The organism is Streptomyces ipomoeae 91-03 (assembly GCF_000317595.1).
GTDB lineage: Bacteria > Actinomycetota > Actinomycetes > Streptomycetales > Streptomycetaceae > Streptomyces > Streptomyces ipomoeae.
Genome location: NZ_AEJC01000327.1, coordinates 1 through 25,880, shown reverse-complemented (window position 1 = coordinate 25,880; position 25,880 = coordinate 1). Strand labels below are relative to the sequence as shown.

Genomic DNA, 25,880 nt, shown 5'->3' with positions numbered 1-25,880 from the left:
GCGTACCTCCGGGTCGACGGGCACGGCCCCGCCGAGATCGGGCGACCAAGCGATCTTCGACCCCCAGATGTCACCGTTGAGTTGCCACACGAAGGTGGAACCGGGCGTTTCGAGGGACCGGGGGTCACGCGGGTCGGGGCCGGCCAGCACCGACAGGGCCAGGGCGACGTCCGCCACCGTCCGGGCCATCGGGCCCTTCACCGACAGCTGACCCCACGGAGCCTTGTCCGGCCAGGACGGCACACGGCCCGGGGAGGGGCGCAGGCCGACGACGTTGTTGAAGGAGGCGGGGTTGCGCAGTGAGCCGCCGGTGTCGCTGCCGTCGGCGATGGGCTGCATCCCGCAGGCCAGGGCCGCCCCCGCGCCCCCGCTGCTGCCACCCGCGCTGCGGGAGAGGTCGTACGGGTTGCGGGTGGCCCCGAAGACGGGGTTCACGGTGTGCGAACCCAGGCCCAGTTCGGGGACGTTGGTCTTGCCGAGGGTGATCGCCCCCGCCTGCTTCAGACGCCGGACGACCAGATGGTCCCGGTCGGGGACGTGGTCGGCGAAGATCGGCGAGCCGTACGTCGTACGGATGCCCGCGGTGTCGTGCAGGTCCTTGTGCGCGACGGGCAGTCCGTGCAGCGGGCCGACCTTCTGCCCGGCCGCCAGTCGTTCGTCGGCCTCGGCGGCCTCCTCCAACGCCCGGTCGGCGACCAGTGTCACGATGGCGTTCACGGTCGGGTTGACGCGCTCGATCCGCTCCAGATGGGCGGTCACCACCTCCCGAGCGGACACCTCGCGACGCGCGAGCGCCGTGGCGAGTTCGTAGGCGGTCCGGAAGCACAGGTCGTCCGATGGATCGACATGGTCCGCGGGATGGTCGACGGGATGGTTCACGAGGTGGTTCACGCCCCTCCCAGGGAGTCCTTGAGCTGGACGACGGCAAGCACTCCGAAGAGCAGGAACGAGCCGGCCAGCAGGACGTTCGAGGTGATTCCATTGCGGTACGCCGGGTCCACGTCCCGGCGGTTGAGCAGGACGAGCAGCGCGCCGGACAGCAGCGGCAGGATCAGCGAGCCGACGGCCGCGTAGGTGAGGACCAGAGGCACCGGGCGGCCCAGGAAGGTGACGGCGACCGCGGTGACGGCGCAATACAGCACGAAGAAACGGAACGGGCGGCTGGTCTGCCCGATGTGCCGTTCCGCCTCGGCCTCCGGGATGCCGCGCAGCGCCCGCAGCGAGTCGGCGAGCATATAGCACAGGGCGTTGAAGCCGCCGACGAGCGCGCTCAGCGTCACCAGGAAGAACGTCCCGAGGAACAGCACCCGGGCGACGGACCCGAGGTCGGCGCCGAGCGGATCGGCGAGCGCGGCCAGACCGTCGTTGCCGGTGATGGTCCCACCGGTGCCGTACAGCAGCCCCGCGCCCACCACCGTCGTACACAGCACGAACAGGAAGGTGAAGGCGTAACTCACCGCCGAGTCCGCCCGCATGAGCCCCAGTCGGCTGCGGTCCGCCCAGCCCCTCTCCCGCACCCAGTAGCTGTACGAGGCGATACCGGCGGTGCCGCCCACGCCGCCGATCAGCGCGAGCACCGTCACGAGGTCGCCCTCCGGCAGCCTCGGGCGGAGTGTGCCGAGCAGGCCCGGCAGATCGTCGGCGGTGGCGAGCATGGCCACCGCGAGGACGGCCATGCCGAGGAACTTGGCGAGCATGAAGACGCTCATCACCCGCTCGAACAGGACGTACCGCCCGATGTACACGATCCCGGCCGCCGCCAGCGCGATCGCCACCGCCACGGGCCTCAGCGGCAGTGCGGGGAACAGCGTCGTCAGCGCCAGCGACGCCACTGAGCTGAGCGCCGCACCGTAGAGCAGCCCGAGGACCAGGACGAACGCGATGAACGCCACGGGCAGCCAGCGGGCGGCCGACTTCAGGCTCATGATCACGGTCTGGCCGGTGGCCATGTACAGCCGGCCCACCGCCTCGGTGAGCGCGTACTTCAGGACGACGCCGATGACGATCGCCCACATCAGGCCCATCCCGTACCCGGCGGCGCCCGCGAGCGAGGTCACCATGTCGCCCGCGCCCACGCTGGTGGCGGCCAGGACCAGCCCCGGGCCCAGCAGAGCCGGCCGCCCGCGCCGTGCGGCGGCGGGCCGGGACCGCGCGGAGTCGGCGGATCCGACCGCCGGGGAACGTGGGGGACTTCCGGGAGTCGCGGTCACGTCAACCATCTCCGTACATGGGGGAGTCACGGGAGTCATGGGTTGGGTGCGGTGGAGTGGGGGTGGCGGGGACGTTGCACGGCAGGGTGGGCCACGGTGACGGAAGGGAACAAGAACCCCGGCGGGAATGACGGAATCCGCCATAGGCTGGGTCCGATGGACGCACCGCAGACCGGTCTCGTGGCGGATTCGCTGGACCGCCGTATCGCCAGCGCACTGCAGATCGACGGCCGGGCCTCATGGCACCGTATCGCCACGGCGCTCGGCGAGCCCGAACGCACCGTGGTCCGCCGGGGCACCCGTCTGCTGGAGTCCGACCTGGTCAGGATCGGCGCGATGACGGTACGCGGGCGCAGCAACGTGGTCGGCGTACGCTGCGCGCCGGGCCGGGCACGGCTCACCGCGACGGCACTGGCCCGCAGGTCCGACTGCGTGTTCGTCCACGTCCTCACCGGCAGTCTGGACTGCGTCGCGGAAATTCTCTGCCCCCGCGACCGCCTCGCGAGCCTCGTCCTGGACGAACTCCCCGGCCTGCCGGGCGTGGTGGAGACCTTCACACTCCCGGTGCTGCGCCACATCCGCACGATCCGCGAATGGCACGCGGGCCTCCTGACGGACGCCGAGATCGCGGCCCTGCGGGGTGAAGCGCCCTCCGGCACCCAGCCGACCACCGACCCGACACCGACCACCGACCCGACACCGACCACCGACCCGACACCGACCGGCGCCCCCGCGTCAACCAGCGGCCCCACAACGACCGGTGGCTCCATGCCGACCGCCGACCCGTTGCCCGGCGGCGACCCGGTCACCGAACTCGCCCGCGTCGACCGGCTGTTGCTGCATGCCCTGGCCGACGACGGGCGCCGCACCTACGACGAACTGGCGCGCGTCGCGGGCGTGTCGGAGGCCACCGCGAGACGCCGCCTGAGCGCCCTGCGCCGCGCGGGCCGGGTCCGTATCCGCGCCGTGATCGAACCGGCCCTGCTGGGGCTGCCGGTGGAGGCGGTCCTCCGGGTCCGTACACCCCCGTCCCGGCTGGAGAGCGTGGCGGTGGCCCTCACCAAGTCGGCCCATGTCCGCTACGCCAGCTTCGTCACCGGCGAACGCCAACTCCTCGTCCTGACCGCGTTCCCCGACGAAGCGACCCTCCAGGACTTCGTCACCCGCTCCCCCTGGCTGAGTGACGCGGACTCCGTCGACGTCTCCCTCGTCCTCACCACGCTGAAACGCGGCGGCATGCTCGCCCCCTGGCTACGGGACTGACCCGGCCCGCGCGAGAATCCCTGCCCTCAGGTCCCGACGCCGGGCTCAGACCACCACGACCCGCACCCCCGCCTCCTCGAACCGCCGCACCGCCTCCGACTCCGCCGCCGAGTCCGTGACCAGCGTGTCCACGGACTCGGTCGCGCAGATCCGGGCGAAGGCCCGGCGCCCCAGCTTGCTGGAGTCGGCCGCGACGACGACCCGCTCGGCGCGCTCGCACAGCAGCCGGTTGATCGCGGCCTCGGACTCGTCGTGCGCCGCCGTGCCATGGGTGGCGTCGAAGGCGACCACGCCGAGCACCGCGACATCCATGGTGATCTGCCCGAGCACCCCGTCCGCGAGCGGGCCGACCAGCTCGTACGACTGGGCGCGGGCCACCCCGCCCGTCACCACGATCTTGAACTGGGGCCGCACGGCGAGCTCGGCCGCGATGTTGAGCGCGTTGGTGACGACGGTCAGCGCGGGCGAAGTTGGTGAACCGGACGCCAGATCGCCGCGCACGGCCAGCGCCCGCGCGACCTCGGTGGTGGTCGTACCGCCGGTCAGACCCACCGCCTCGCCGGGTGCGACGAGATCCGCCACCGCCTTCGCGACACGCTGCTTCTCGGTGGCGCGGCGGGCCGTCTTGTAGCGCAGCGGCAGCTCGTACGAGACACCGTGCACCACCGCTCCGCCCCGGGTGCGTACGAGCATCTGCTGTTCCGCGAGCTGGTCGAAGTCACGCCGGATCGTCGCCGCCGACACCGCCAGCTCGGCCGCGGCCTCCTCGACGTCGAGCCGCCCCCGCTCGACGAGCAGTTCGAGCAGCGCCTGCCAGCGGGCGTCGCGGGACATCCGCACTCTCCCCTGTTTGACTGAAGATGCTTGAAAACAGGCTATATCTTGCAGGAACAAGCATGTGCCTGTCGTCTCCTGGGGAGGCTCACCGCATGACCCACGTCGAGGACGAACTCAACAGCCAGCCCGAGTGCTGGACCCGTGTCGCCACCGAGGCGGCGGCCCACGCGACGGCCCTGCCGACGGCGGGGGAGCGGGTGGCGCTGGTCGGCTGCGGGACGTCGTACTTCATGGCGCAGGCCGCCGCCGTGCTGCGCGAGCGGGCCGGCCAGGGCGAGACGGACGCCTTCGCGGCCTCCGAGTTCCCTCACGGCCGCGCGTACGACCGTGTCGTCGCCCTCAGCCGCTCCGGCACCACCACCGAGGTGCTCGAACTGCTGGGCGCCCTCCGGGGCCGTACGCGGACGACCGCGATCACGGCCGATCCGAACACACCCGTGATGACGGCGGCGGACGACGTCGTCGTACTGGACTACGCGGACGAGAAGTCCGTCGTACAGACCCGCTTCGCCACCACGGCCCTCACACTGCTGCGCGCCCATCTCGGGCTGCACACCGAAGAGGCCGTCGCCGACGCGCGCACCGCCCTCGAACCGCCCCTGCCCGAAGAGCTCGTCGACAGTGCCCAGTTCACCTTCCTCGGCCGGGGCTGGACCGTCGGGCTCGCCCAGGAGGCCGCGCTCAAGATGCGTGAGGCCGCGCTGGCGTGGAGCGAGGCGTACCCGGCGATGGAGTACCGGCACGGTCCGATCAGCGTCACCACGCGGGGCACGGCGACCTGGATGCTCGGCGAGGCACCCGCGGGGCTGGCCGAACAGGTGCGGGAGACGGGCGGGACGTGGGTGGCCGGCGGGCTCGATCCGCTCGCCGAACTGGTCCGTGCCCAGCGCCTCGCCGTCGCCGTGGCCGCCGCCCGCGGCCTCGACCCCGACCGGCCGCGCCATCTCACGCGCTCGGTGATCCTCGACTCGAACACCCGGTGATCCAGGAGGAGTTGTGCCCCTCACGACGACCGGTGAACTGATCACCAGGGCCGCTGCCGCGCACACCGCCGTGGCCGCGTTCAACGTCATCACCCTGGAGCATGTCGAGGCCGTCGTCGCGGGCGCCGAGTCCGTCGGCGCGCCCGTCGTCCTCCAGGTGAGCGAGAACGCGGTCAAGTTCCGTGGCGGAGAGCTGCTTCCGCTGGCCCGCGCCGCCTCTGCCGCCGCCGAGCACGCGACCGTGCCCGTCGCGCTGCACCTCGACCACATCCAGAGCGACGACCTGCTGCGCCGGGCGCCCGACGCCGGGTTCAGCTCGGTGATGTACGACGCGTCGCGCCTGCCGTACAGGGAGAACCTCGCCGCCACCCGGGCGGCTGTGGAGTGGGCGCATGGTCAAGGGCTCTGGATCGAGGCAGAGCTGGGTCGGGTGGGTGGGAAGGAAGCGGCCCGGGTGGGTGGGAAGGAAGCGGCCCGGGTGGGTGGGAAGGAAGCGGCCCGGATGGGTGGGAAGGATGCGGCGCGGGTGGGCGGCGGGAACGGGGTGCCGCCGCTCGACGCGCACGCCCCCGGCGCGCGTACCGACCCCGACGAGGCGCGTGCCTTCGTGGCCGAATCCGGTGTGGACGCGCTCGCCGTGGCCATCGGCAGTTCGCACGCGATGACCACCCGGACCGCGGCCCTCGACCACACGCTGCTCAAACGGCTGACCGCCGCGCTGGACGTCCCGCTCGTCCTGCACGGCTCCTCCGGTGTCCCGGACGACGAGTTGAGGGCGGCCGTCGCGGGCGGCATCGCCAAGGTCAACATCGGTACCGCGCTCAACATCGCCCTGACCGGCGCGATTCGGGAACACCTCGCCGCCCGCCCCGACGTGGTGGACCCCCGCAAGTACCTCACGGTGGGCCGTGCGGCGATGGTGGAGACGGTCGCACGGCTCATCGGCGTCCTGCGCACGGACGATCCGTGTCGTGTCCACGAAAAGAGACGCTCGGGTGCGGAATGTGACGGCCGTCACTGATAGTTTTCCGTCATGCGGGAGACGGAGATCCACCTCGGTGAGCCGCCTGTCGTCGCGGGCATCGGAGTCGGTGTGCACGGCGTCGCCGGGCGGACCGATGTGTTCCGGCTGCCGGAGCTGTGGCAGTTGCACCTCTACCAGTACGAGGCCGAACTGACCGTCGACGGCACGGCACACACCATCCGCCCCGGCCGGGTGAGCCTCGTACCGCCCGGCACCACGGTCCGCTACCGCTACCGGGGCCGCTCCGAACACCTCTTCGCGCATCTGCGGATCACCCCGGTCGGCCCGCCCCGCACGGTCCCGGTGGTCCAGGACGCCGGCGCCGAACTACCGGCGCTCACCGATCTGTTGCTGCAGGCGGTGGCGGCGGCGCCGAGCGAGCCCGACCGTACCCGGGCCGAGCTCTGGACCACCCTGTGGCGGGTCGCCCACCTCACCCCGCCCGCCGCCGCCGATCCCGGCCCGCACCCGGTGGTCACCACCGCCATCGCCCATATCGAGGCCCACCTCGCCGCCCCGCTCACCATCCCCGAGATCGCCCGCGCGGCCGGTGTCTCGCACAATCATCTGACCCGGTTGTTCCGCGCCGAGACGGGCGGCACGGTCGTCGGCTACATCCGCCGCCGCAGACTCGAACGCGCCCACCATCTGCTGCGCGCCACGACCCTCTCCATCCCCGCCGTCGCCGCCTCCGTCGGCATCCCCGACCTCCAGGCCTTCAACAAGGCCTGCCGCCGCGAACTGGGCGCCTCACCACGGGCCCTGCGCGGTGCGGCGGCCTGACCGCCCGGGGAACCACGGGCCCTGCCCGGAACTACCGCTTGACCGCCCTGAGGACCACGAACTTGGGGTCGCTCGCGACGAGTTCGCTGTTGCCGAAGATCCGCCGCAGCGTCACGTGATAGCCGAGGTGGCGATTGCCGACCACCCACAGCTCACCGCCCGGCCGCAGCGCCCGTCGCGCCCCGGTGAACATCCGCCGGGCCGTGGCGTCGGTCGTCGCCTGGTGCGAGTGGAACGGCGGATTGTTGAGGACGAGATCCACACTCCCCGGTGCGAACCCCTCCATCCCGTCCCCGACCCGGAACTCCGCCTTGCCGTCGGCGTTCGCCCGATAGGTCTCCTCCGCCGAGGCCACCGCCTGGTACGACTCGTCGACGAACACCACCTCGGCTTCCGGATCGGCCACCGCCACCGCCGTACCGACGACGCCGTTGCCGCACCCCAGATCCACGACCCGCCGTCCGCCGACACGGCCGTACGGCAGATGTCCGAGGAAGAACCGGGTGCCGACATCGAGCCGGTCGGCGCAGAACACCCCCGCGTGATTGACGACGGTACGCCCGGCCAACTCACCGACGTCACCGGGCAGTTCATAGGTGTACGGCCACGGATTGGCGCCCCGCGCCCGCGCGGTCTCCGCGTCCGGCGTGCAGAAGACCAGCCGGGCCTTCTGTTCGGCGAGCGAGGTGCGGGTCGGCCCGAGGACGCGCTCGAACAGCTTCAGCGTGGAGGTGTGGATCTCCTTGACCATGCCGGTGCCGACCACGACCGTCCCGTCGTGGACGGCGGGCGCCAGCCGGTGCAGTTGGTCCTCCAGGAGCGCGAGACTCTTCGGCACCCGGACGAGGAGCACGTCGACGCGGTCCGGGGGAGTGTCCCGGGTGGTGAGCAGCCGTACGGTGTCCGCCTCGACCCCGTTGCGGGCCAGGTTGGCGCGGGTGGCCTCGCGGCCCAGGAAGGAGTCGGTGATCTGTGTCGGCCGGTGCCGGGCGAGCGCCGTGACCAGCGCGCCCCAGCGGTCGCCGACTACCACGACCGTCCCGTCCAGCGGTGTCCCGCTCGCCGCGAGATGCCGCAGCAGATACGCGTCGGACGCGTCCCACGCGCGCAGCCGGTCACGGGGGTCCTCGGGAAAACGGGCCAGGGTGTACTCGCCCCAGGGCGCGGTCATACGGTCGCTCATCGTGCGCCCAGGCTAACCGAGCCGCAGCTCACTCCCGGTCGGCGGAACGCGGCTCACTCCCGGTCGGCGGAACCCGGAGGATGATGGACCCCATGGACACCGAGCTGTTCCCCCGCAGCCGCACCGAGATCGTGCCCGGCGCGGTCCACGTCCCGGACTGGCTGGACGCGGAACAGCAGCGGCGGCTCCTCGACGCCTGCCGCGACTGGGCCCGCCCGCCCGCCGGGCTCCGCACGGTCCGCACCCCCGGCGGCGGCACGATGACCTCCCGGCAGGTCTGCCTCGGCTGGCACTGGTACCCGTACGCCTATGCCCGCACGGTCGTCGACGGCGACGGCGCGCCCGTGAAACCGTTCCCGGAGTGGCTGGGCGAGCTGGGCCGACGGGCGGTCGCGGAGACGTTCGGCGCGAAGGAGGCGGCGACCGCCGCGTACGACATCGCGCTGATCAACTTCTACGACGCCGACGCCCGCATGGGCATGCACCGTGACGGCGACGAGAAGTCGGACGCGCCGGTGGTGTCGCTGAGCCTCGGCGACACCTGTGTCTTCCGCTTCGGCAACACCGAGTCGCGGGCCCGGCCGTACACGGATGTGGAACTGCGCAGCGGCGATCTGTTCGTGTTCGGCGGGGCGTCCCGACGGGCGTACCACGGGGTGCCCCGGGTGCGCGCGGGGACGGCGCCGCCCTCGTTGGGCCTGGCCGGGCGGTTGAACATCACCCTGCGGGTGAGTGGCTTCGGGAGTGGCTGAAGGGCGGCCCCGGCGGGGTTCGAGCCCGAGCGGATCATGGGAGACTCCCCCTCATGGACGGCAAGGCGGCCCCCAGGGCGGGCGAAGGGACGACACGGACTCGGCTGGACCGGGGGAGGGGCGCGCTCGGTCCGGCGCTCGAACTCGTGCACACCGGGCGGGCGCCCACCCGTGCCGTGCTCACCGCCGAGCTGGGCGTCACCCGTGCCACGGCGGGCGCCGTCGCCGCCGAGCTGGAGGCGCTGGGGCTGATCCGGGTCGACGCGCACCCGGGCGCCGCCGCCGGATCCCAGGGCCGGCCCTCGCACCGCCTCGACGTCGCCGAGGAAGGGCCCGTCGCACTCGCCGCCCAGGTGCACGCCGACGGGTGGCGGGCCGCGCTGGTCGGGCTCGGCGGACGGATCGTCGCCACCACGCCCGCCTGTGAGATCGTCGACGCCGACCCGGCGAAGGTGCTCGGCTCGGTCGTCGACGCGGGCGCCGAGCTGCTGCGCGAGACCGGGCGGCGCTGTGTGGGCGCGGGCCTCGCCGTACCGTCCGCGGTCGCCGAACCGGCGGGGCTGGCGCTCAACCCGCTCCACCTGGCCTGGCCCGCCGGAGCGCCCGTCCGGGACATCTTCGCCGAGCGGATACGGGCGGCCGGCATCGAAGGACCCGCGTTCGCGGCCAACGACGTCAACCTCGCGGCCCTCGCCGAGCACCGGCACGGCGCCGGACGTGGCGCCCGCGATCTGCTGTGCGTGGCCACCGGGCACCGGGGTGTCGGCGGCGCGCTGGTCCTCGACGGCCGTCTGCACACGGGCAGTTCGGGTCTCGCCCTCGAAGTCGGCCATCTCACCGTCAACCCCGAGGGCCGCCCCTGCCACTGCGGCAGCCGCGGCTGCCTGGACGTCGAGGCCGACCCGCTGGCCTTCCTCGTCGCGGCAGGGCGTGACCCCGGCCCGGAGGTCTCCCTGCTCAAGCAGGCCAACGACCTGATCCGCACCCGGTACGCCGACCCCGCGATCCGCACCGCCACCGAGACCCTCATCGACCGCCTCGGCCTCGGCCTCGCCGGACTGGTCAACATCCTCAACCCCGACCGCGTCATCCTCGGCGGTATGCACCGGGCCCTCCTCGACGCCGACCCCGAGCGGCTGCGCGCCGTCGTCGCCGACCGCAGCCTGTGGGGGCAGAGCGGGAGCGTACCGATCCTGGCCTGCACCCTGGACCACAACAGCCTGGTGGGAGCGGCCGAGTTGGCGTGGCAGCCGGTGCTCGACGACCCGCTGGCGGCGCTGACCTGACCTACGTCCGTGGCCGCTCCGTACCCCGCAGCATGATCGTCCGGGACACCACGAACGTCACCGGGATCGCCGCCGCGGACGCCAGCAGCGGGGCGAACCGGTTGCCGGCGTGCAGCACGTCCACGATCACATACACCCCCACCGTAGTGATCACGAAGTTGGTGGCATTGGTCAGCGGGAACAGCAGGAATTTCCGCCAGGTCGGGCGGGTGCGATAGGTGAACCGCGCGTTCAGGAAAAACGAACCAGTCATGCTCAGGGCAAAGGCCAGAATGTGTGCGGCGAGATAGGGAAGCCGACTGAGGAACAGGAGGTAAAGGCCGTAATACGTCATCGTGTTGACGACGCCGACCAGGGCGAAGGCGAGTATCTGCCCGGAGATCCGGCGGGGCGGAGCCGACCCGCTCCCGGAGGGCGGCACCGTGTGCGTTGCCGTGTGCATCAGCGAATGGCGTCCTTCGTCGTCGTGCACGCCGCGCGACCTTCCCCCTGCTTCACGTTGGTCGCCTTCACCAGGAAGTGCGGGCGCCCCTTCACCTCGTAGTAGATCCGGCCGGTGTACTCCCCGATCACCCCGAGCATGATCATCTGCACGCCCGCGAGGGCGGTGATGGCCGTGATGATGGTGACATAGCCCGGCGTCTCCACACCGTTGATGAGTGCCGCACCCACGATCCACGTCGTGTAGAGCCCCGCGCACACGAACAGGCACAGGCCCAGGTGGAGGGCGGCGCGCAGCGGCCGGTTGTTGAAGGAGAGCAACCCGTCGAGGCCGTAGTTGAGCAGGGACTTGAAGCTCCAGGAGGAGCGGCCGTGCTCGCGTACGGCGTTCTCGTACTCGAAGACGGTGCTGGGGAATCCCACCCAGGCGAACAGGCCCTTGGAGAAGCGGTTGTACTCGGTGAGGTCCAGTACAGAGTCCACCACCCGGCGGGACAGCAGCCGGAAGTCGCCCACGCCGTTCACGAGTTCCACATCCACGACCCGGTTCACCAGCCGGTAGTACAGGCGGGCGGTGGCGGTCCGCAGGAAACGGTCACCGGTCCTGGTGCGCCGGGCGATGACCTGGTCGTAGCCCTGTTCGCGCAAGCTGACCATGCGGGCGATCAGCTCCGGTGGGTGCTGGAGGTCGGCGTCCATGACGATCACCGCGTCCCCCGAGGAGTGCCGCAGCCCGGCGAGCAGCGCCGCCTCCTTGCCGAAGTTGCGGCTGAACGAGACGTACCGCACGCGTGCGTCCAGGTCGGCCAGCTGCTTCAGGACGGCGAGCGTCCGATCGCGGCTGCCGTCGTCGACGTACACGAACTCCATGTCGTGGCCGAGCGGAAGGAGTTCCTCCGCGACCTTCTGGACCTGTTCGTGGAAGCGCGCGAGGACGGCTTCCTCGTTGTAGCAGGGTGCGACGATCGAGATGAGCATGATTTTTTCCCCCAGTGGTGCGGTCAGTGAGCGTCGGTCACGCGCTCGCGTACGGGCGGGTCGATGGCGAGGGAGCCGGGTGGGGCGGCTTCGGGAGCGGGCCGTCGGACGGCTCCGGTGGTGGGTCGTCGGCGGCGGGCGGTGCCGATCGCGCCGAGCAGCAGCGCGGCCATGAGCGAGAGACCCCCGACCGCCGTGCCGAGGCGCAGCCCGGGCGGGTGGTACGTGCAGGTCACGCTGGAGGCGGAGCCGTAGAGGGGGACGGCGGTCAGCCCGTAGTAGCTCTTGGCGGGTACGGCGGGAGCGTTGTCGGCGGCACACCTCCAGCCGGCGATCCGGGGCACCGCCACGACCGCGATGCCCGTGCTGCCGACGGGGAGTTCGGCCCGGATGGTGCTTCCGTCCACGCTCACCCGCGTGGCGCCGGTCTCCTTCAGCCCCTCGACGGCGGTCCGCAGCTTGGCGGTGTCCAGGCAGCCGATGGCGCCGTCCGGGATCAGGCTTGTCCTGTTCGGCGACAGGTCGATCCGGAAGCGCCCGGAGGCGGGGACCGTGCCCAACCGCTGCATGGGGGCGATCTTGGTGACGGGCTGGTCGGACCGGAACCGCCCGGTCAGCCCGTCGGCCGAGGCACCGGCCAGCCGCGCGGTGCCCGAGAAATGCGGCGCCCACAGATACAGCTCCGAACCGGCCGGGCAGCTGCCCGTGATCGTCGGCTTCCGCTCGACCGTCGCGTACGGCAGGGCGCCCACGCGCAGGCCCGGCCGCTCGTCGTCGCTCGGGGACGGCGGCTTCCCGGCGGCGGTGCGCACCGTGAACGCGGGCACGCTGTACACGCGCGAGCCCAGCAGCATCTCCTGGTTGCGGTACGGCGACGGTCCGAAGGCGGCGACGCCGGTGCCGCCGTGAGAGCCCTTGCCGGTCGGCCGTACCGTCACCAGCGGCGGCACGTCCTGCCGGGTCACGGTCACCCGGCTGCCGTCCTGCGGGAACCAGTTCTGGTGCGGGTCCGGCGGTGAGTGCACCCGGGCACCGACGGAGAAGATCGCGTCCGTGACGGCGTTGTCCAGGCTCTGCACACTCCGGCCGCGCGAGGTCCAGCCGCCGCCGAGGGCGGTCATCGTACGGCTGAGGACGTCGGACGTGAGGCTGCTGTAGTACTGGGCGCCCTGCCCGCCCACCAGCAGCGGATCGTTGCCCACGGTCTGCTCCCGGCCCGGATCGGTCCGGTACCGGGGCCATCCGTCGGCCCCGGCGATCACCTCCGCCTGCTCCCGCTGCCGCGCACCCCAGGGCGCGTAGTCGTCCATGTGCCCGAGCCGCAGCCGGGTGTCGACGGCGGAGGTCGCCGCGGCCTCGCCGAACTGCGTGCACACCAGCAGGGCGGCGGCCACAACGACCAGCGGCCTGCCGTCGCCGCGCGGCAGCCCCCGCCCCAGCAGCACCAGACCGGCCAGCGCGCCCGCGGCGGCCACCAGCGCGAACGGGAGACTGACGGACTTCAGCGTCCGCTCACCGGTGCTCGCGACGGCGATCACCAGCGCCAGCAGCGCACCCGCCGCGCCCAGCGCCCGCAGGTCGGGAAAGCCGTACGACAGCGCGTGCCAGGCGGCGATCACCAGCAGCGCGCACAGCACGAACGCCTGCCGGTACGCGCTGCCCTGCGGGGTGGCGAAGGCATGCCACAGCAGATGCGTCGGGCCCCACTGCATCGACAGGGCCATCACGACCACCAGCACCGTCCACCCGGCACGCACCCGCACGGGCACCGCCCGATGGAAGGGCAGCGCGAGGGCGAGCAGCAGCGCCGTCGTCCCCACGAACACGGCCGGTGTACCGAAGCTGTACGTCGTCGGCAGCAGCCTCGCCAGCAGGTCCTCGGCGGGCACGGGCACGAACTGCCGTACCCGGCCCGGATAGGCGTGCCGGGTGCCGAAGTACACCACCGTCACCAGCGGCGCGGCCAGACCGACGCCGAGCACGACGGTCACCACGGCGCGCCCCGCCGCCCGCAGTCGCTGCCGGCGCGTCAGGCCGGCGAGCCACAGCCGGAGCAGCAGCACCAGGCCGGCGGCGAGGGTGGCCATGTACGCCGTGTAGAAGTTGGCGATCCAGGCGAGCGCCACGACCACCACCCCGAGGACGGGTCGCCGCCCCCGCGACGCCCACTCGCCGACCAGGCACAGCAGCGGCAGGGCGATCAGGCCGAGCCACATCGGGTTGTAGATCGCATCCGCGAGAGTCCAGCCGCAGAGCGCGTACGACGCCCCCAGCAGCCCCGCCGCCCACCAGCGGCCGGGGCGCAGCGCGAGCAGCAGCCAGGCCATGGCGGCGGCGGCCGACGCCACCTTCAGCACGGTGATCGCGTACACCGCGAGGTCGATCTCGTCCCGTGGGAACACCGCCACGAGCAGGGCGAACGGGCTGCTCACATAAGTGCCGAGGTCCGGCAGGAAGCCGGCGCCGAACCCCGACCGCCAGTTGACGTACAGCCCGCCGTCGGCCCTGCCGTGCAGCAGGTCCCACAGATGGGCGTGGAACGGCACGTACTGGTTGCCCAGGTCGTTGACGCTCCGGGTGCGGGGTCCGAAGGGGTAGCCGCGGGCGATGACGTCGGCCGCGCACAGCACGGTGGCGGTGAACACCGCCGCGAACAGGGCGGCTTTGCTCTGGAGCCGGAGCGGTCGGCGCTTCGGCGCGCAACGGGCTGTCGGCTTCACAGTCAGCCCCTGTCCGCTCGGCCCGACGAGTTCCCGTGAGCAATCCCACACGCGGGAAAGGCGGAGCTGTTCATTCGCGACGGACCCCCAGAGAATTCCGGGGCTGTCACTCCCCGCGCATCATGGATTCGCCGAATTAGAGGCTTGACGCTCGGCAAAGGTTGTCTGGCCCGGGAAAAGTGAAAGCAAGAATTCCGAATAGTGCGGCGGAAAGGAAAGGGATAACCGCCTCGGGGCATACGGAAGTCGACCGTGAGATGTCCTGAAGGTTAACGAGGATGGCGGCGTTCACCGCCCGGACGGCTGACCGGCCTCCGCGGTGAGGCTCCACAACGCCGCCACCTGTGGCCGCCGCAGATCGGCCCGCCGTACGCACAACCCGATCGGAAACGGCTCCGCAGGACCCTCGACCGGGATCACCGACAACCGCTCGCGCACCGCGCTGTGGTCCAGCACCAGCCGTGGCACCACTCCGGTTCCACAACCCAGCGCGACCAGGGTCAACAGCCCTTCGTGGCCGTCCGGTTCGGCCGCCGGTTCGGGTGTGCTGCCACGGCCGCGGAACCAGCGGTCGGCCGCCTCGCGGACCAGTCCGCGGTGGGGGAGGACGAACGGCCCGTCGAGGTCGGGGTCCGGCCGGTCGCGCGCGGTGACGAAGACCAGGTCCGTCGTCGCCACCGTCCGGCCGACCAGCGGCTCCGGCAGCCGTGCCGGGATGGCCGCGACCGCCACGTCCACCTCCCCCTCGTCGAGCCGGGCCAGCGCCGCCGCCGCGTCCCCGGTGCGCAGATCGAGCCGTACCTGCGGATGGGCCCGGCGGAAGGGGGCCAGCAGGTCGGGCAGCAGCGCCTGACACGCCGTGACCGTCGCGAACACCGCGAGCCGCCCGGTGAGTTCGGCGGGATCCGGGTGCTCCTCCCGGTACGCACGCCACAACTCCAGCGCCTGGACGGCGTACTCACGGAAGCGGTGCCCCTCGGCCGTCAGCGAGACACCCCTCGGCCCACGGTCGAAGAGAAGATGCCCCAGCCCGGACTCCAGCCGCTGCACGGTCCGTGTCAGCGTCGCCGGGCTGACATGACACTCCAGGCTGGTCCGCCCGAAGTTCAGCGTCCGCGCCAGATGAAGGAAGAGCCGCAACTCGCGATGATCGTCCCGCACCCGCCCTCACTCGGCCCTTTCGCGTGGCGCAACACCCCGATGCGGATGTTGCGCTTGCTGCAACGACGACCCGGAGCCTACAACTCGACCATGACGACCTCCACAGTCTTCACCCTGGAAACCATGGACGTCCCCGGCGGCACCGAGACCATCCTGCGCGGCGGACGCCACCTCTTCCCCCTGCTGCCGAGGGCCCTCGCCAGTGTGCGCCGCATCGGGGTCATCGGCTGGGGACCGCAGGGCCGGGCCCAGGCCCGCAACCTGCGCGACTCCCTCACCGGCACCGACATCACCGTCACCGTCGGCCTGCGCCCCGGCTCCGCCTCGGCCGCCGACGCCCGCGCCCACGGCTTCACGGAGGCGGACGGCACCCTGGGCGACTGGCTCACCGTCACCGCCGACAGCGACCTCGTCGTCCTCCTGATCGCGGACGCGGCCCTCGCCGCCCACCACCAGGAGATCTTCGCGGCCCTCAAGCCCGGCGCCACCATCGGCCTCTCCCACAGCTTCCTCCTCGGCCACCTCCGCGAGACCGGCGGCGACTTCCCACCCGGACACGGCGTCATCGCCGTCTGCCCGAAGGGGATGGGTGACTCGGTACGCCGGCTTTACGAGCAGGGCGCCGAGATCAACGGCGCCGGGATCAACAGCAGTTACGCCGTCCACGCCGACCCCGACGGCCACGCCACCGACCGCGCCCTCGCCTGGTCGGTCGCGCTCGGCTCCCCGTACACCTTCCGCACCACCCTGGAGAGCGAGTACCGCTCCGACATCGTCGGCGAACGCGCCATCCTCCTCGGTGCCGTCCACGGCATCGTCGAGAGCCTGTACACCCGCTACCGTCTGGCCGGGGACGACGAGGTGACGGCGTACGAACGCTCCTGCGAGAACATCACCGGCCCCGTCGCCCGCACCATCTCGCGCGCCGGACTCCGCGCGGTGCGCGAAAACCTCGACGCCACCGGCCGGGACGTCTTCGACCGCGCCTACACGGCGACGTACGGGCCCGCCCGCGAGATCGTCGCGGAGATCTACGACGAGGTCGCCGACGGCACGGAACTGCGCAGCGTGATCCTGGCCGAACGGCGGCTGGGCGCACGCCCGATGAGCGGGATCGGGGGTTCGCCGATGTGGGCGGTGAGCGACCGGGTGCGTGCCCGGCGCGGCGAACGCGAGCTGCCGATCGACCCGTTCACCGCCGGGGTGTTCGTCGCCACGATGACCGCCCAGATCGATGAGTTCGCCGAGCGCGGCCACCCCTGGTCGGAGATCGTCAACGAGTCCGTCATCAAGGCCGTCGACTCCCTGCTGCCCTATATGCACGCCCGCGATGTCGCCCACATGGTCGACAACTGCTCCCGCACGGCCCGCCTCGGCGCCCGCCGCTGGGGCCCCCGCTTCCAGGCCGCATACGAACAGATCGCCTACCCGGCCGCCGAACACCCCGCGAACCAGGCCCTGTTGGCGGCCTTCGACACCCACCCCGCCCACGAGGCCCTGGCCGCGGCGGCGAAGCTCCGGCCGTCGGTGGACATCGCCGTGAGCTGACCCCTACGCGGCCGCTGCCCGGCGGCGAGGCCTGGCGACCAGCTCGCCGCCGCAGTTGGGGCAGACATCCCGCATGGCGTCGCCGCAGGGCACACAGAAAGTGCACTCGTACGAGCAGATGCGGGCCGGGGCGTCGGCCGGCAGCGCCTCCGTCTCACAGCGCTCACAACGGTCACGCATCTCCAGTGCCATGTCGCCCTCGCCTCTCCTCACAACCCCGCCGCCGTGGCCTGTCCCTCCCCATCCTGGTCACTCCCGGCGTGGCCGAAAGCCGTCCCCGGGCCAATGATCAACACGATCGGGCCACGGGGCCGACGTGCGCTCCCCGGGCGGTAGCCCGAAATTCCTCGGCCGGCCGCCGGCGCGAGGTCCACCGATGCCCGCCGTACTCCCGGAGAGGTACGCCCACTGCCGCCGGCCGTACGACGACGCGGACCCCTTCCCGGCGGGAGCCTCGAACCATCGCCGAAAACGGAGAACACCCACCCTGGGAGATGAGTTCGAGATGCAGACCCTCGCGCACTGGGACGGCGGGCCCGGACCTTGGATCCTGTTCTTCCCACTGATCTGGGCGGCGGTCGTCGTCGGCGTCGTCACCGTGCTGCGCCGCACCGTCCGGCGTGGCCGCCGCGGGCCGTGGTGGGCGGCGGACGACCCCCGCCGGTACGGCGACGGCTCCGCGTACGGCGGCTCCGGCCCCGCCGGCGACTCGCCGATCGCGATGCTCGGCCGCCGTTTCGCCTCCGGGGAGATCGACGAGGACGAGTACTGGCGTCGGCTGTCCGTCCTGGACGAGCAGTTCGGCCGCGCGGGCAAGGGCGGTGCGGCATGACCACCGCGACCACGACCGCCATGGCCGCCCGCGTCGAGAACGCCGTCAAGGTGTACGGCTCCGGGGACACGGCCGTGAGGGCCCTGGACGGGGTGAGCGTCGGCTTTGCGGCCGGTCGCTTCACCGCGATCATGGGGCCCTCGGGCTCCGGCAAGTCCACCCTGATGCACTGCGCGGCGGGCCTGGACACGCTCACCTCGGGCACGGCCCACATCGGCGGCACCGAGCTGAGCACCCTGGACGACCGGCACCTGACCCTGCTGCGCCGCGACCGGATCGGCTTCGTCTTCCAGGCCTTCAACCTGGTGCCGACCCTGACCGTCGCCGAGAACATCACGCTGCCCACCGATCTCGCGGGCGGCAAGGGCGACCCGGAGTGGATCGACGCGCTGATCGAGGTCGTCGGCCTGCGCGACCGGCTCCACCACCGCCCCGCCGAACTCTCCGGCGGACAACAGCAACGCGTCGCCGTGGCCCGGGCGTTCGCCGGCCGCCCCGACGTCGTGTTCGCCGACGAACCGACCGGCAACCTCGACTCCCGCTCCGGCGAGGAAGTCCTCAACCTCCTGGGCCGCGCCGTGCGCCGGATGAACCGCACGGTCGTCATGGTCACCCACGACCCGATGGCCGCCGCCCACGCCGACGAGGTCGTCTTCCTCGCCGACGGACGCCTGGTCGACCGCATGGAATCCCCGACCGCCGACACGGTCCTCGACCGGATGAAGGCCTTCGAGACAAGGGCGCCCGGACCTTCCGCGGCCCCCGAGGTGACCTCATGAACGCCTCCGTACGCCTCAGCGTCTCGTCCCTGCGCGCCCACAAACGCCGCTTCGCCGGTACGTTCCTGGCGGTGCTCCTCGGCGTCGCCTTCCTCGCGGGCACCCTCGTCATGGGCGACACCCTGCGGGCGAGCTTCGACACGATGTTCGGCAGGGCGACCAGCGGCACGGACGCCGTGGTCCGCAGCGCCGACACCATCACCACACCCGGGGAGAGCGAGGGCGTACGGCAGCCCGTGGACGCCGGCCTCGTCTCCCGTGTCGAGGACGTCCCCGGGGTCGCCGCGGCCGTCCCCGACATCCAGGGCGCCGGCCAGCTGATCGGCGGGAACGGCGAACCGATCGGCGGTGCGGGACCGCCCACGCTCGCCGGCAACTGGATCGACGACCCCGAGCTGAACCCCTACCGACTGGCCGAGGGCCGCGCCCCCGAGAAGTCCGGCGAGGTCGTGGTCAACAAGGCCACCGCCGAGACGGGCGACCTGAGGATCGGCGACACCACGACCCTGCGCACCCCCGACCCGGTCGAGGTGACGATCGTCGGCCTCGCGACCTTCGGCGGCGAGGACGGCATGGCCCAGGTGACCTACACCGGTATGACCAGGGCCGACGCCGAGAAGTACCTCACCGCGCAGCCCGGCCGGGCCACGTCCATCCTCGTACGGGCGGGCCCGGGGGTCGGTCAGCGGGAACTGGTCGACGCGCTGACGCCCGTACTGCCGAAGGGAGTCGAGGCGATCACCGGTCAGGAGTCGGCCGAGGAGAACACCGAGATGATCTCCAGCCAGTTCCTGGACATCTTCACCCTCTTCCTGCTGGTCTTCTCCGGTATCGCCCTGCTGGTCGCGACCTTCTCCATCCACAACACGTTCGGCATCGTCGTCGCCCAACGCACCCGCGAGAACGCCCTGTTGCGGGCCCTCGGCGCCTCCCGCCGCCAGGTGACCGTCTCGACCCTCGTCGAGGCGAGCGTGGTCGCGGTGGCCGCGTCGGCGGTGGGCCTCGCGGGCGGTATCGGCATCGCGGCCGGGTTGCAGGCCCTGTTCCCGGCGATCGGCTTCCCCTTCCCCGAGGGCGACCTGGTGATCAGCGGGCTGTCGATGCTGCTGCCCCTCGCGGTAGGCGTCGTCGTCTGCCTCGGCTCGGCCCTGCTGCCCGCCGTCCGCGCCGGTCGTACGGCCCCGCTCGCCGCCCTCCGCGAGACGGCCGTCGACCAGTCCGGCGCCTCGCGCACCCGCGCCGTCCTCGGCATCGGCATGGCGGCGTCGGCCCTGGGCATCACCCTGGCCGGTGTCCTCGCCACCCCGTCCCTGTGGCTCGCGGGCACCGGCGCGGCCCTGGCCCTCGTCGCCTTCGTGATCCTCGGACCCGTCGCGTCCTCGACCGCCGTACGCCTGCTCGGCGCGCCGCTCCACAAGCTGCGCGGGGTGACCGGCGGCCTGGCCCGGCGCAACGCGCTGCGCAGCCCCAAGCGCACCGCCGCCACCGCGAGCGCGCTGATGATCGGCGTCGCCGTCGTCTCGCTGTTCACCGTCTTCGCCGCCTCCCTCAAGGCCACCATGGACCAGACGGTGTCCCGGTCCTTCGCCGGCGACGTCGCCGTCAGCACCCCGGGATTCGGCGCCGGCGGCAGCGGACTCAGCCCCCGGCTGGCCCCCGCGATCGCCGCCGAGCCCGAGGTGGCGCACGCCGTCGGACTCGGCCGGGGCGTCGCCGAGGTCAATGGCAGGGGACGGGCACTGACCGTCACCGACCCCGCCGCCCTCGGCACCCTCTTCGACCTCGGCGACGTACGCGGCACACTCGACCATCTCGGCACCGACGGCATCGCCATCACCGAGAACGAGGCCGGGAAACAGGGCCTGGAGACCGGCGACAAGGCCCGGCTGACCTTCACCGACGGTCAGCGCCGGACCTTCACCGTCCGCGCGGTCTACGGCCGGTCGGAACTCGCCGGTGACTACGTGATCACTCGCGCCGCCTGGGCCCCGCATCGCACCCAGGACGCCGACACCCTCCTCGCCGTCTCCTTCAAGGACGGCGTGAGCGCGGCGGAGGGCAAGGCGGCGGTCGAACGGGTGGCCGAGCGGTACGGCGATCCGGACGTCCAGACCCGCGACGAGTACGCCCAGTCCTCGGCCGGCGGCATCGACATGATGCTCACCCTCGTCTACGCGCTGCTGGCGCTCGCCGTGCTGATCGCGCTGCTCGGCATCGCCAACACGCTGACCCTCGCCATCCACGAGCGCACCCGCGAACTGGGTCTGCTGCGGGCCGTCGGCCAGACCCGGTCCCAGCTGCGGGCCATGGTCCGCTGGGAGTCGGTCCTGGTCGCCGCGTTCGGCACGGCGGGCGGCCTGGGACTCGGCGCCTTCCTCGGCTGGGTCCTCGTCAAGGCCTCCGACGGCGCAAGCGACAGTGCCTTCGCCTTCGCCGTGCCGCCCGCACAACTCGCCGTGGTCGCACTCGTGGGCCTCGCCGCCGGAGCCCTGGCGGGACTGCGCCCGGCACGGCGGGCGGCCCGCCTGGACGTCCTGCGCGCCATCGCCACCGAGTGAGCACCGAACGACATCCCGATCGACCCACATCGACCCACATCGCCCCACATCGACCCATTGAGTGCCGTACGGCATCGACGTACCCGGTGTCGTACGGCGGGATGTGGTCGTCGCCCCGTACGACCAGCAGGTCACCGCCCGGTCAGCCTGCGACGGCGGACCGGGCGGGAGCGTGTTCGGACCTGTGCCCGCGCGCGGCGGGCCGACGCCCGGCGTCGCAGGGCTGCGACTTGGCGGGCGGATGGGTCTGCGACTGGGTCTCTCCGATGTCGTACGGCGAGATCTTCGGCACCGAGGCCGAGGACGCGGGCAGCGTGAACCACACGACCTTCCCCGACTCGCCGTGCGGTCGCACACCCCAGGTCTCGCTCACCGCGGCGACTATGGCGAGGCCGCGTCCGCTGGTGGCGAAGACCTCCGCGTCCTGGACGACCGGGAGGCGGGGGTCGTTGTCGTGCACCGAGACCGTGAGGCGGCCGAGGAGCAACTCCATCTCCACGGTGCACATCTTGTCGGGCTCGGCGTGCCGGTGGACGTTGGACAGCAACTCGGTGACACCAAGTGCGGCCCGGTCTATCAAGGGATCCAGATGCCAGTAGCGCAATTGCGCAGATACGATTCTGCGGACCTGGCCGATCCGCGACGGCAGGGCTTGGAGCTCCACCGTGCAGTGCCTGCTTTGCTGGCTGATCACGGCTGCGACTCCCCGAAATTGAGTCCGGAAGAAGATCGGAGTACGGATCCAGCGAGGTGGCTGGGCGAAAAGCGCCGCCTGCTGTGGAACGGCTGCCTACGACTGCCGTCTCGTGGGGCGACCGCCTGGGCCGTCGCCTGCTCGTGGGGTGGCTGCGTACCGATCGCCGCCCGCTGTCGTGGCCGGCGGGCTGGTTCGCAGCGTTATCGCCGGTAAACCCAGAGTGATGTGAGACCAGAGTGACCCAGGGGGTCGGGTCCCGCAACTCGCGGGTTCGTCAGGCGCCGCGCCCCGCGGCCCTGCGCACCGCCTCGATGAACCGGCGCGCCGACGGTGGCCCGGGCTTCCCCGGAGCCGGGTCGTGCTCGTTCAGGGTGAGCGTGTAGCGGGTGCCGTTGACGTCGGCCAACGCCTGGTCCTCGTTGGCGAACCACGGCTTGGACGCGCGCACCGCCTGCACCGGGGCGCTGTCGATCTCACTGCCGTAACTGGTCAGCAGTTGCAGCCGGCCGTCCTCGATCCGGACCTGTCCCGCCCGGGTGAGCTGCCGCAGCCGCTTTCCTATCCGCACCCCCGTGGCCGTGAACTCCGGCTCCGCCATGTGCCCCGCCCCCTAGTGCGTGTCGTCTGTCCTGATGTCGTGTGCCCTGATGCCGTGATCCGGTACGGACCGTCATCCAGTGTGCCCGAGGAGCGCTGCCCCCGCCCCGGGCCAGAGGATCGACTCGGCCCATGCGGTGAAGTCTGCACGTCCCCGACGACGAGCACCAGTGCGCACGGATGGCCGGGGGCGGGGTTCCGGCGCATGCGCGGCATGCGCCCCCCATGCGCCCCGCGCATCGGTGCCACACGGGTGTCTTTGAGGTGCTCAAAGGGATGTTTATGCAGGTGAGAAGCGTGCGGAAGGTGTCTATCATCGGGACGTCCGACGCCGCGCACGCCGTCGGCGCATCGCGTGAGGAGCCCGCCGTGAGCACCCCCCAGACCACCCGCCCCGGCGTGACCCTCGACGTCGACCGCAGCGACTCGGAGTACCGGACCTGGCTCAAGGAGGCCGTCCGCAAGGTCCAGGCCGACGCCAACCGCTCCGCCGACACCCATCTGCTGCGCTTCCCGCTGCCCGAGCACTGGGGCATCGACCTCTACCTCAAGGACGAGTCGACCCACCCCACCGGCAGCCTCAAGCACCGTCTCGCCCGTTCCCTCTTCCTGTACGGCCTGTGCAACGGCTGGATCCGCCCGGGCCGCCCCGTCATCGAGGCGTCCAGCGGCTCCACGGCCGTCTCCGAGGCGTACTTCGCCAAGCTGATCGGGGTGCCCTTCATCGCCGTCATGCCCCGCACGACCAGCCCCGAGAAGATCCGCCTGATCGAGTTCCACGGCGGCAGCTGCCACTTCGTGGACGACTCACGGAAGATGTACGAGGAGTCGGCCCGCCTCGCGGTGGAGACCGGCGGCCACTACATGGACCAGTTCACCTACGCCGAGCGGGCCACGGACTGGCGCGGCAACAACAACATCGCCGAATCCGTCTTCCGCCAGCTGGAGTTGGAGCGCTTCCCCGAGCCCGCCTGGATCGTCGCCACCGCCGGCACCGGCGGCACCTCCGCGACCATCGCGCGCTACGTCCACTACATGCAGTACGACACCCGAGTCTGTGTCGCCGACCCCGAGAACTCCTGCTTCTTCGAGGGCTGGACCACCGGCGACCCCGACGTCACCTGCGACTGCGGCTCCCGCATCGAGGGCATCGGCCGCCCCCGCATGGAGCCCAGCTTCGTCCCCGGCGTCGTCGACCGCATGATGAAGGTCCCCGACGCCGCGAGCGTCGCCGCCGTACGAGCCCTGGAACAGGCCATCGGCCGCAAGGCCGGCGGCTCGACGGGAACGGGCCTGTGGAGCGCGCTGAAGATCATCGCCGAGATGGTGGCCGAAGGCCGCCGGGGCAGCGTGGTGACCCTCCTGTGCGACCCGGGCGACCGCTACCTGGACAAGTACTACTCGGATCAGTGGCTGGCGGAACAGGGCCTGGACATCGCGCCGTACGCGAGGGCGATCGACACACTGTTGCAGACGGGCGTGTGGACGGACTGAGGACGGCATTGAGTGGGGGAGCGACCGGCCACTGACGGCCCGCAACCTCAAGACGTCCCCCACGCAAACGGCGCTCGGGAACTCAGCCCCCTCAAACCTCGCTGTCCGCGTCCTCCCCGGCCACTATCAACCGTCGCAGGTGCTCGGAGATCTCCGCCCGAGCCTGCGCAGCCAACCCCGAGTCCGTCACCAACGTGTCCACCTGCTCCAACGCCGCGAACGAACTCAACCCCACCGTGCCCCACTTGGTGTGGTCGGCCACGACGACGACCCGCCGAGCCGACTGCACGAGCCGACGGTTGGTCTCGGCCTCCGCGAGGTTCGGCGTGGAGAGGCCGGCCTCGATCGATATCCCGTGCACACCCAGGAACAGCACATCGAAGTGCAGCGCGGCGATGGCCTGATCGGCGACCGGCCCGACCAGTGAGTCGGACGGCGTGCGGACCCCGCCGGTCAGCACGACGGTCGCCGCCCCCTGCCGTGGCCCCGACGACCGCTGGGCGGCGTGGAAGACATCGGCGACCCGCACCGAGTTCGTGACCACGGTCAGATCCGGCACGTCCACGAGCCGATGCGCGAGCGCGAACGTGGTCGTACCGCCCGACAGGGCGATCGCCGAACCCGGCGCGACCAGTTCGGCGGCGGCCTGTGCGATGTCCTCCTTGGCGGACAGCTCCAGCCCGGACTTCGCCTCGAACCCCGGCTCGTGCGTACTCGCCTCGGCCACCGGCACCGCGCCGCCGTGCACCTTCTCCACCGCGCCCTGGCGGGCGAGCGCGTCGAGGTCGCGGCGCACCGTCATGTCCGACACACCGAGCTTGCGCGTCAGTTCGTTGACCCGGACGCCGCCCCGCCGTCGCACCTCATCGAGGATCAGGGCACGGCGCTGCTCCGCGAGGAGGTTCTGATTCTCACTCACGCTCGCTCCGGTCCTTTCGCCCCATCACGCCCGACACGCCTCCCATACCCCCTCCGACGAGGACATTCCCCCCGTCCCCGGTCCCGAGGACGTCCCATATTCGCACGTCGCACCACTGGTGGCGCCACTACCTGCACGGACGTGAGTACGTGATGTTCCGTCCCCGTGCCCGTCACTATCACACGGATCGGGGAGATTCGGTGACCACAGGTGTACGACTCCCGTTCAGCGGCGATCATCTGTGCCTGCACAGCACACCTGTCTCGGGGCGTGTCACGGGGGAGCAGAACAGTGGATCGTGCGACGGAAGACACGGAATATACGGAGCGACCAGCACATCTGGAAGGGGAGGGCCCCACTGCGGCGGAAAAGCAACCGGACCCCGGCCATTCCACGGCCGACGGAACCGCCCTCGAACTCCTCGTGCACGGCGTCGGAGGCACCACCCCCGAACGTATGCTGGACGACCCCCGCACGATCCGGATCACCGGCGACGACACGGCGGCCGTCTTCCGGCGCATCGACGACGCCGACGCCGAGTCCCGCCCGGCGGACCATCGGGGCGAACCGGTCCCGGAGGCCTACGTCTGGTGCAACCTCACCTCGGGCAACGGCTCCCGCGCCCTGTGGCTGTTGCTGCTGCCGTTCATGGTCGTCAACCTCGCCCACTGGATGCGCCCCACCACCCGGAACCGACAGCGCACCGTACGCCTCTACGGCCTCCTCGTCCGTCTGACCGGACTCACCCTGACCGTGCTGCTCGTCGCCGCCGCCTGCGAGGTCGCCCTCGACCTGACCGCCTGGCAGTGCGCGGGCACCCGCGCGTGCGCCGAGG

The 25,880-nt window shown here is 71.8% G+C and carries 23 protein-coding genes and 1 pseudogene; 12 read left to right on the top strand and 12 right to left on the bottom strand.

The window, feature by feature from the left end:
- Together STRIP9103_RS21470 and STRIP9103_RS21465 are read right to left on the bottom strand one after the other, a co-directional pair.
- Positions 1-891, bottom strand: an 891-nt coding sequence (locus STRIP9103_RS21470) for an amidase family protein (protein ID WP_009317204.1), incomplete at its 3' end; no start/stop codon positions are given.
- Entirely contained in the window at positions 888-2,219 is a 1,332-nt protein-coding gene (locus STRIP9103_RS21465; protein WP_048820701.1) for an Nramp family divalent metal transporter, read from the bottom strand. The genes STRIP9103_RS21470 and STRIP9103_RS21465, both read right to left, overlap by 4 nt.
- A gap of 147 nt (positions 2,220-2,366) precedes the next feature.
- Here STRIP9103_RS21465 and STRIP9103_RS21460 point away from each other — a divergent pair, with 147 nt between their 5' ends.
- The gene (locus STRIP9103_RS21460) at positions 2,367-3,473 is read left to right on the top strand and encodes an Lrp/AsnC family transcriptional regulator (protein WP_009317195.1); all 1,107 of its coding nucleotides are present in this window, start codon (positions 2,367-2,369) and stop codon (positions 3,471-3,473) included.
- Positions 3,474-3,518: 45 nt separating this feature from the next.
- On the opposite strand, the gene STRIP9103_RS21455 is transcribed toward STRIP9103_RS21460, so the two are convergent.
- Positions 3,519-4,307, bottom strand: coding sequence for a DeoR/GlpR family DNA-binding transcription regulator (locus STRIP9103_RS21455; protein ID WP_009317208.1), 789 nt, complete (start codon positions 4,305-4,307; stop codon positions 3,519-3,521).
- Between the two features lie 95 nt (positions 4,308-4,402).
- On the opposite strand from STRIP9103_RS21455, the gene STRIP9103_RS21450 reads away from it, so the two are divergent.
- From STRIP9103_RS21450 to STRIP9103_RS21440, 3 genes are read left to right on the top strand one after another with little or no spacing between them, the layout of a single operon-like run.
- Positions 4,403-5,293 carry an SIS domain-containing protein gene (locus tag STRIP9103_RS21450; RefSeq protein WP_009317242.1) on the top strand — a complete coding sequence of 297 codons (891 nt, stop codon included), beginning with the start codon at positions 4,403-4,405 and terminating at the stop codon, positions 5,291-5,293.
- Positions 5,294-5,306: 13 nt separating this feature from the next.
- Positions 5,307-6,314, top strand: a complete 1,008-nt coding sequence (locus tag STRIP9103_RS21445) for a class II fructose-bisphosphate aldolase (protein ID WP_009317218.1) — start codon at positions 5,307-5,309, stop codon at positions 6,312-6,314.
- A gap of 12 nt (positions 6,315-6,326) precedes the next feature.
- Entirely contained in the window at positions 6,327-7,100 is a 774-nt protein-coding gene (locus STRIP9103_RS21440) for an AraC family transcriptional regulator (protein ID WP_009317232.1), read from the top strand.
- A gap of 31 nt (positions 7,101-7,131) precedes the next feature.
- On the opposite strand, the gene STRIP9103_RS21435 is transcribed toward STRIP9103_RS21440, so the two are convergent.
- The gene (locus STRIP9103_RS21435) at positions 7,132-8,283 is read right to left on the bottom strand and encodes a methyltransferase (RefSeq protein ID WP_199790562.1); all 1,152 of its coding nucleotides are present in this window, start codon (positions 8,281-8,283) and stop codon (positions 7,132-7,134) included.
- A gap of 92 nt (positions 8,284-8,375) precedes the next feature.
- Here STRIP9103_RS21435 and STRIP9103_RS21430 point away from each other — a divergent pair, with 92 nt between their 5' ends.
- Positions 8,376-9,035 (top strand): alpha-ketoglutarate-dependent dioxygenase AlkB family protein, encoded by a 660-nt coding sequence (locus STRIP9103_RS21430; protein WP_048820703.1) that lies wholly within the window; start codon positions 8,376-8,378, stop codon positions 9,033-9,035.
- 53 nt (positions 9,036-9,088) lie between these two features.
- Positions 9,089-10,321: an ROK family protein gene (locus tag STRIP9103_RS21425; protein WP_048820700.1), complete on the top strand. Its 1,233-nt coding sequence runs from the start codon at positions 9,089-9,091 to the stop codon at positions 10,319-10,321.
- A gap of 1 nt (position 10,322) precedes the next feature.
- On the opposite strand, the gene STRIP9103_RS21420 is transcribed toward STRIP9103_RS21425, so the two are convergent.
- From STRIP9103_RS21420 to ilvY, 4 genes are all read right to left on the bottom strand, one after another.
- Entirely contained in the window at positions 10,323-10,763 is a 441-nt protein-coding gene (locus tag STRIP9103_RS21420) for a GtrA family protein (protein ID WP_009317216.1), read from the bottom strand.
- Positions 10,763-11,740 (bottom strand): glycosyltransferase family 2 protein, encoded by a 978-nt coding sequence (locus tag STRIP9103_RS21415; RefSeq protein ID WP_009317240.1) that lies wholly within the window; start codon positions 11,738-11,740, stop codon positions 10,763-10,765. The genes STRIP9103_RS21420 and STRIP9103_RS21415 overlap by 1 nt, the downstream gene beginning before the upstream one ends.
- Before the next feature lie 23 nt (positions 11,741-11,763).
- Positions 11,764-14,460: a YfhO family protein gene (locus tag STRIP9103_RS21410; RefSeq protein WP_009317198.1), complete on the bottom strand. Its 2,697-nt coding sequence runs from the start codon at positions 14,458-14,460 to the stop codon at positions 11,764-11,766.
- A 288-nt stretch (positions 14,461-14,748) separates the two neighbouring features.
- Positions 14,749-15,621 (bottom strand): HTH-type transcriptional activator IlvY, encoded by an 873-nt coding sequence (gene ilvY / locus STRIP9103_RS21405; RefSeq protein ID WP_009317236.1) that lies wholly within the window; start codon positions 15,619-15,621, stop codon positions 14,749-14,751.
- A gap of 90 nt (positions 15,622-15,711) precedes the next feature.
- Between ilvY and STRIP9103_RS21400 the strand changes: the two genes are divergently transcribed.
- Complete coding sequence (locus STRIP9103_RS21400; protein WP_009317200.1) at positions 15,712-17,169, top strand: ketol-acid reductoisomerase; 1,458 nt, start codon at positions 15,712-15,714, stop codon at positions 17,167-17,169.
- A 3-nt stretch (positions 17,170-17,172) separates the two neighbouring features.
- Here the strand turns inward: STRIP9103_RS21400 and STRIP9103_RS21395 are convergent, their stop codons facing one another.
- Positions 17,173-17,361, bottom strand: coding sequence for a DUF1272 domain-containing protein (locus tag STRIP9103_RS21395; RefSeq protein ID WP_009317234.1), 189 nt, complete (start codon positions 17,359-17,361; stop codon positions 17,173-17,175).
- A gap of 313 nt (positions 17,362-17,674) precedes the next feature.
- Here STRIP9103_RS21395 and STRIP9103_RS21390 point away from each other — a divergent pair, with 313 nt between their 5' ends.
- From STRIP9103_RS21390 to STRIP9103_RS21380, 3 genes are read left to right on the top strand one after another with little or no spacing between them, the layout of a single operon-like run.
- Positions 17,675-18,001 carry an SHOCT domain-containing protein gene (locus tag STRIP9103_RS21390; RefSeq protein ID WP_009317206.1) on the top strand — a complete coding sequence of 109 codons (327 nt, stop codon included), beginning with the start codon at positions 17,675-17,677 and terminating at the stop codon, positions 17,999-18,001.
- On the top strand, positions 17,998-18,780 hold the full coding sequence (locus STRIP9103_RS21385) for an ABC transporter ATP-binding protein (RefSeq protein WP_009317222.1): 783 nt from the start codon (positions 17,998-18,000) through the stop codon (positions 18,778-18,780). Before STRIP9103_RS21390 ends, STRIP9103_RS21385 begins: the two co-directional genes overlap by 4 nt.
- A complete protein-coding gene (locus STRIP9103_RS21380) occupies positions 18,777-21,338 on the top strand; it encodes an ABC transporter permease (RefSeq protein ID WP_009317210.1) in 2,562 nt (853 codons plus the stop codon). Before STRIP9103_RS21385 ends, STRIP9103_RS21380 begins: the two co-directional genes overlap by 4 nt.
- A 142-nt stretch (positions 21,339-21,480) precedes the next feature.
- Here the strand turns inward: STRIP9103_RS21380 and STRIP9103_RS21375 are convergent, their stop codons facing one another.
- Both STRIP9103_RS21375 and STRIP9103_RS21370 read right to left on the bottom strand, forming a co-directional pair.
- Positions 21,481-22,032 carry an ATP-binding protein gene (locus STRIP9103_RS21375; protein ID WP_009317202.1) on the bottom strand — a complete coding sequence of 184 codons (552 nt, stop codon included), beginning with the start codon at positions 22,030-22,032 and terminating at the stop codon, positions 21,481-21,483.
- Positions 22,033-22,309: 277 nt separating this feature from the next.
- Positions 22,310-22,633, bottom strand: a complete 324-nt coding sequence (locus tag STRIP9103_RS21370) for a hypothetical protein (protein WP_009317238.1) — start codon at positions 22,631-22,633, stop codon at positions 22,310-22,312.
- Positions 22,634-23,001: 368 nt separating this feature from the next.
- Here STRIP9103_RS21370 and cds1 point away from each other — a divergent pair, with 368 nt between their 5' ends.
- Entirely contained in the window at positions 23,002-24,126 is a 1,125-nt protein-coding gene (gene cds1 / locus STRIP9103_RS21365) for an L-cysteine desulfhydrase Cds1 (protein ID WP_048820702.1), read from the top strand.
- Between the two features lie 91 nt (positions 24,127-24,217).
- On the opposite strand, the gene STRIP9103_RS21360 is transcribed toward cds1, so the two are convergent.
- The gene (locus STRIP9103_RS21360; protein WP_009317220.1) at positions 24,218-25,045 is read right to left on the bottom strand and encodes a DeoR/GlpR family DNA-binding transcription regulator; all 828 of its coding nucleotides are present in this window, start codon (positions 25,043-25,045) and stop codon (positions 24,218-24,220) included.
- 339 nt (positions 25,046-25,384) lie between these two features.
- Between STRIP9103_RS21360 and STRIP9103_RS21355 the strand changes: the two are divergent.
- Positions 25,385-25,880: pseudogene (locus STRIP9103_RS21355) on the top strand (hypothetical protein); the annotation flags it as partial.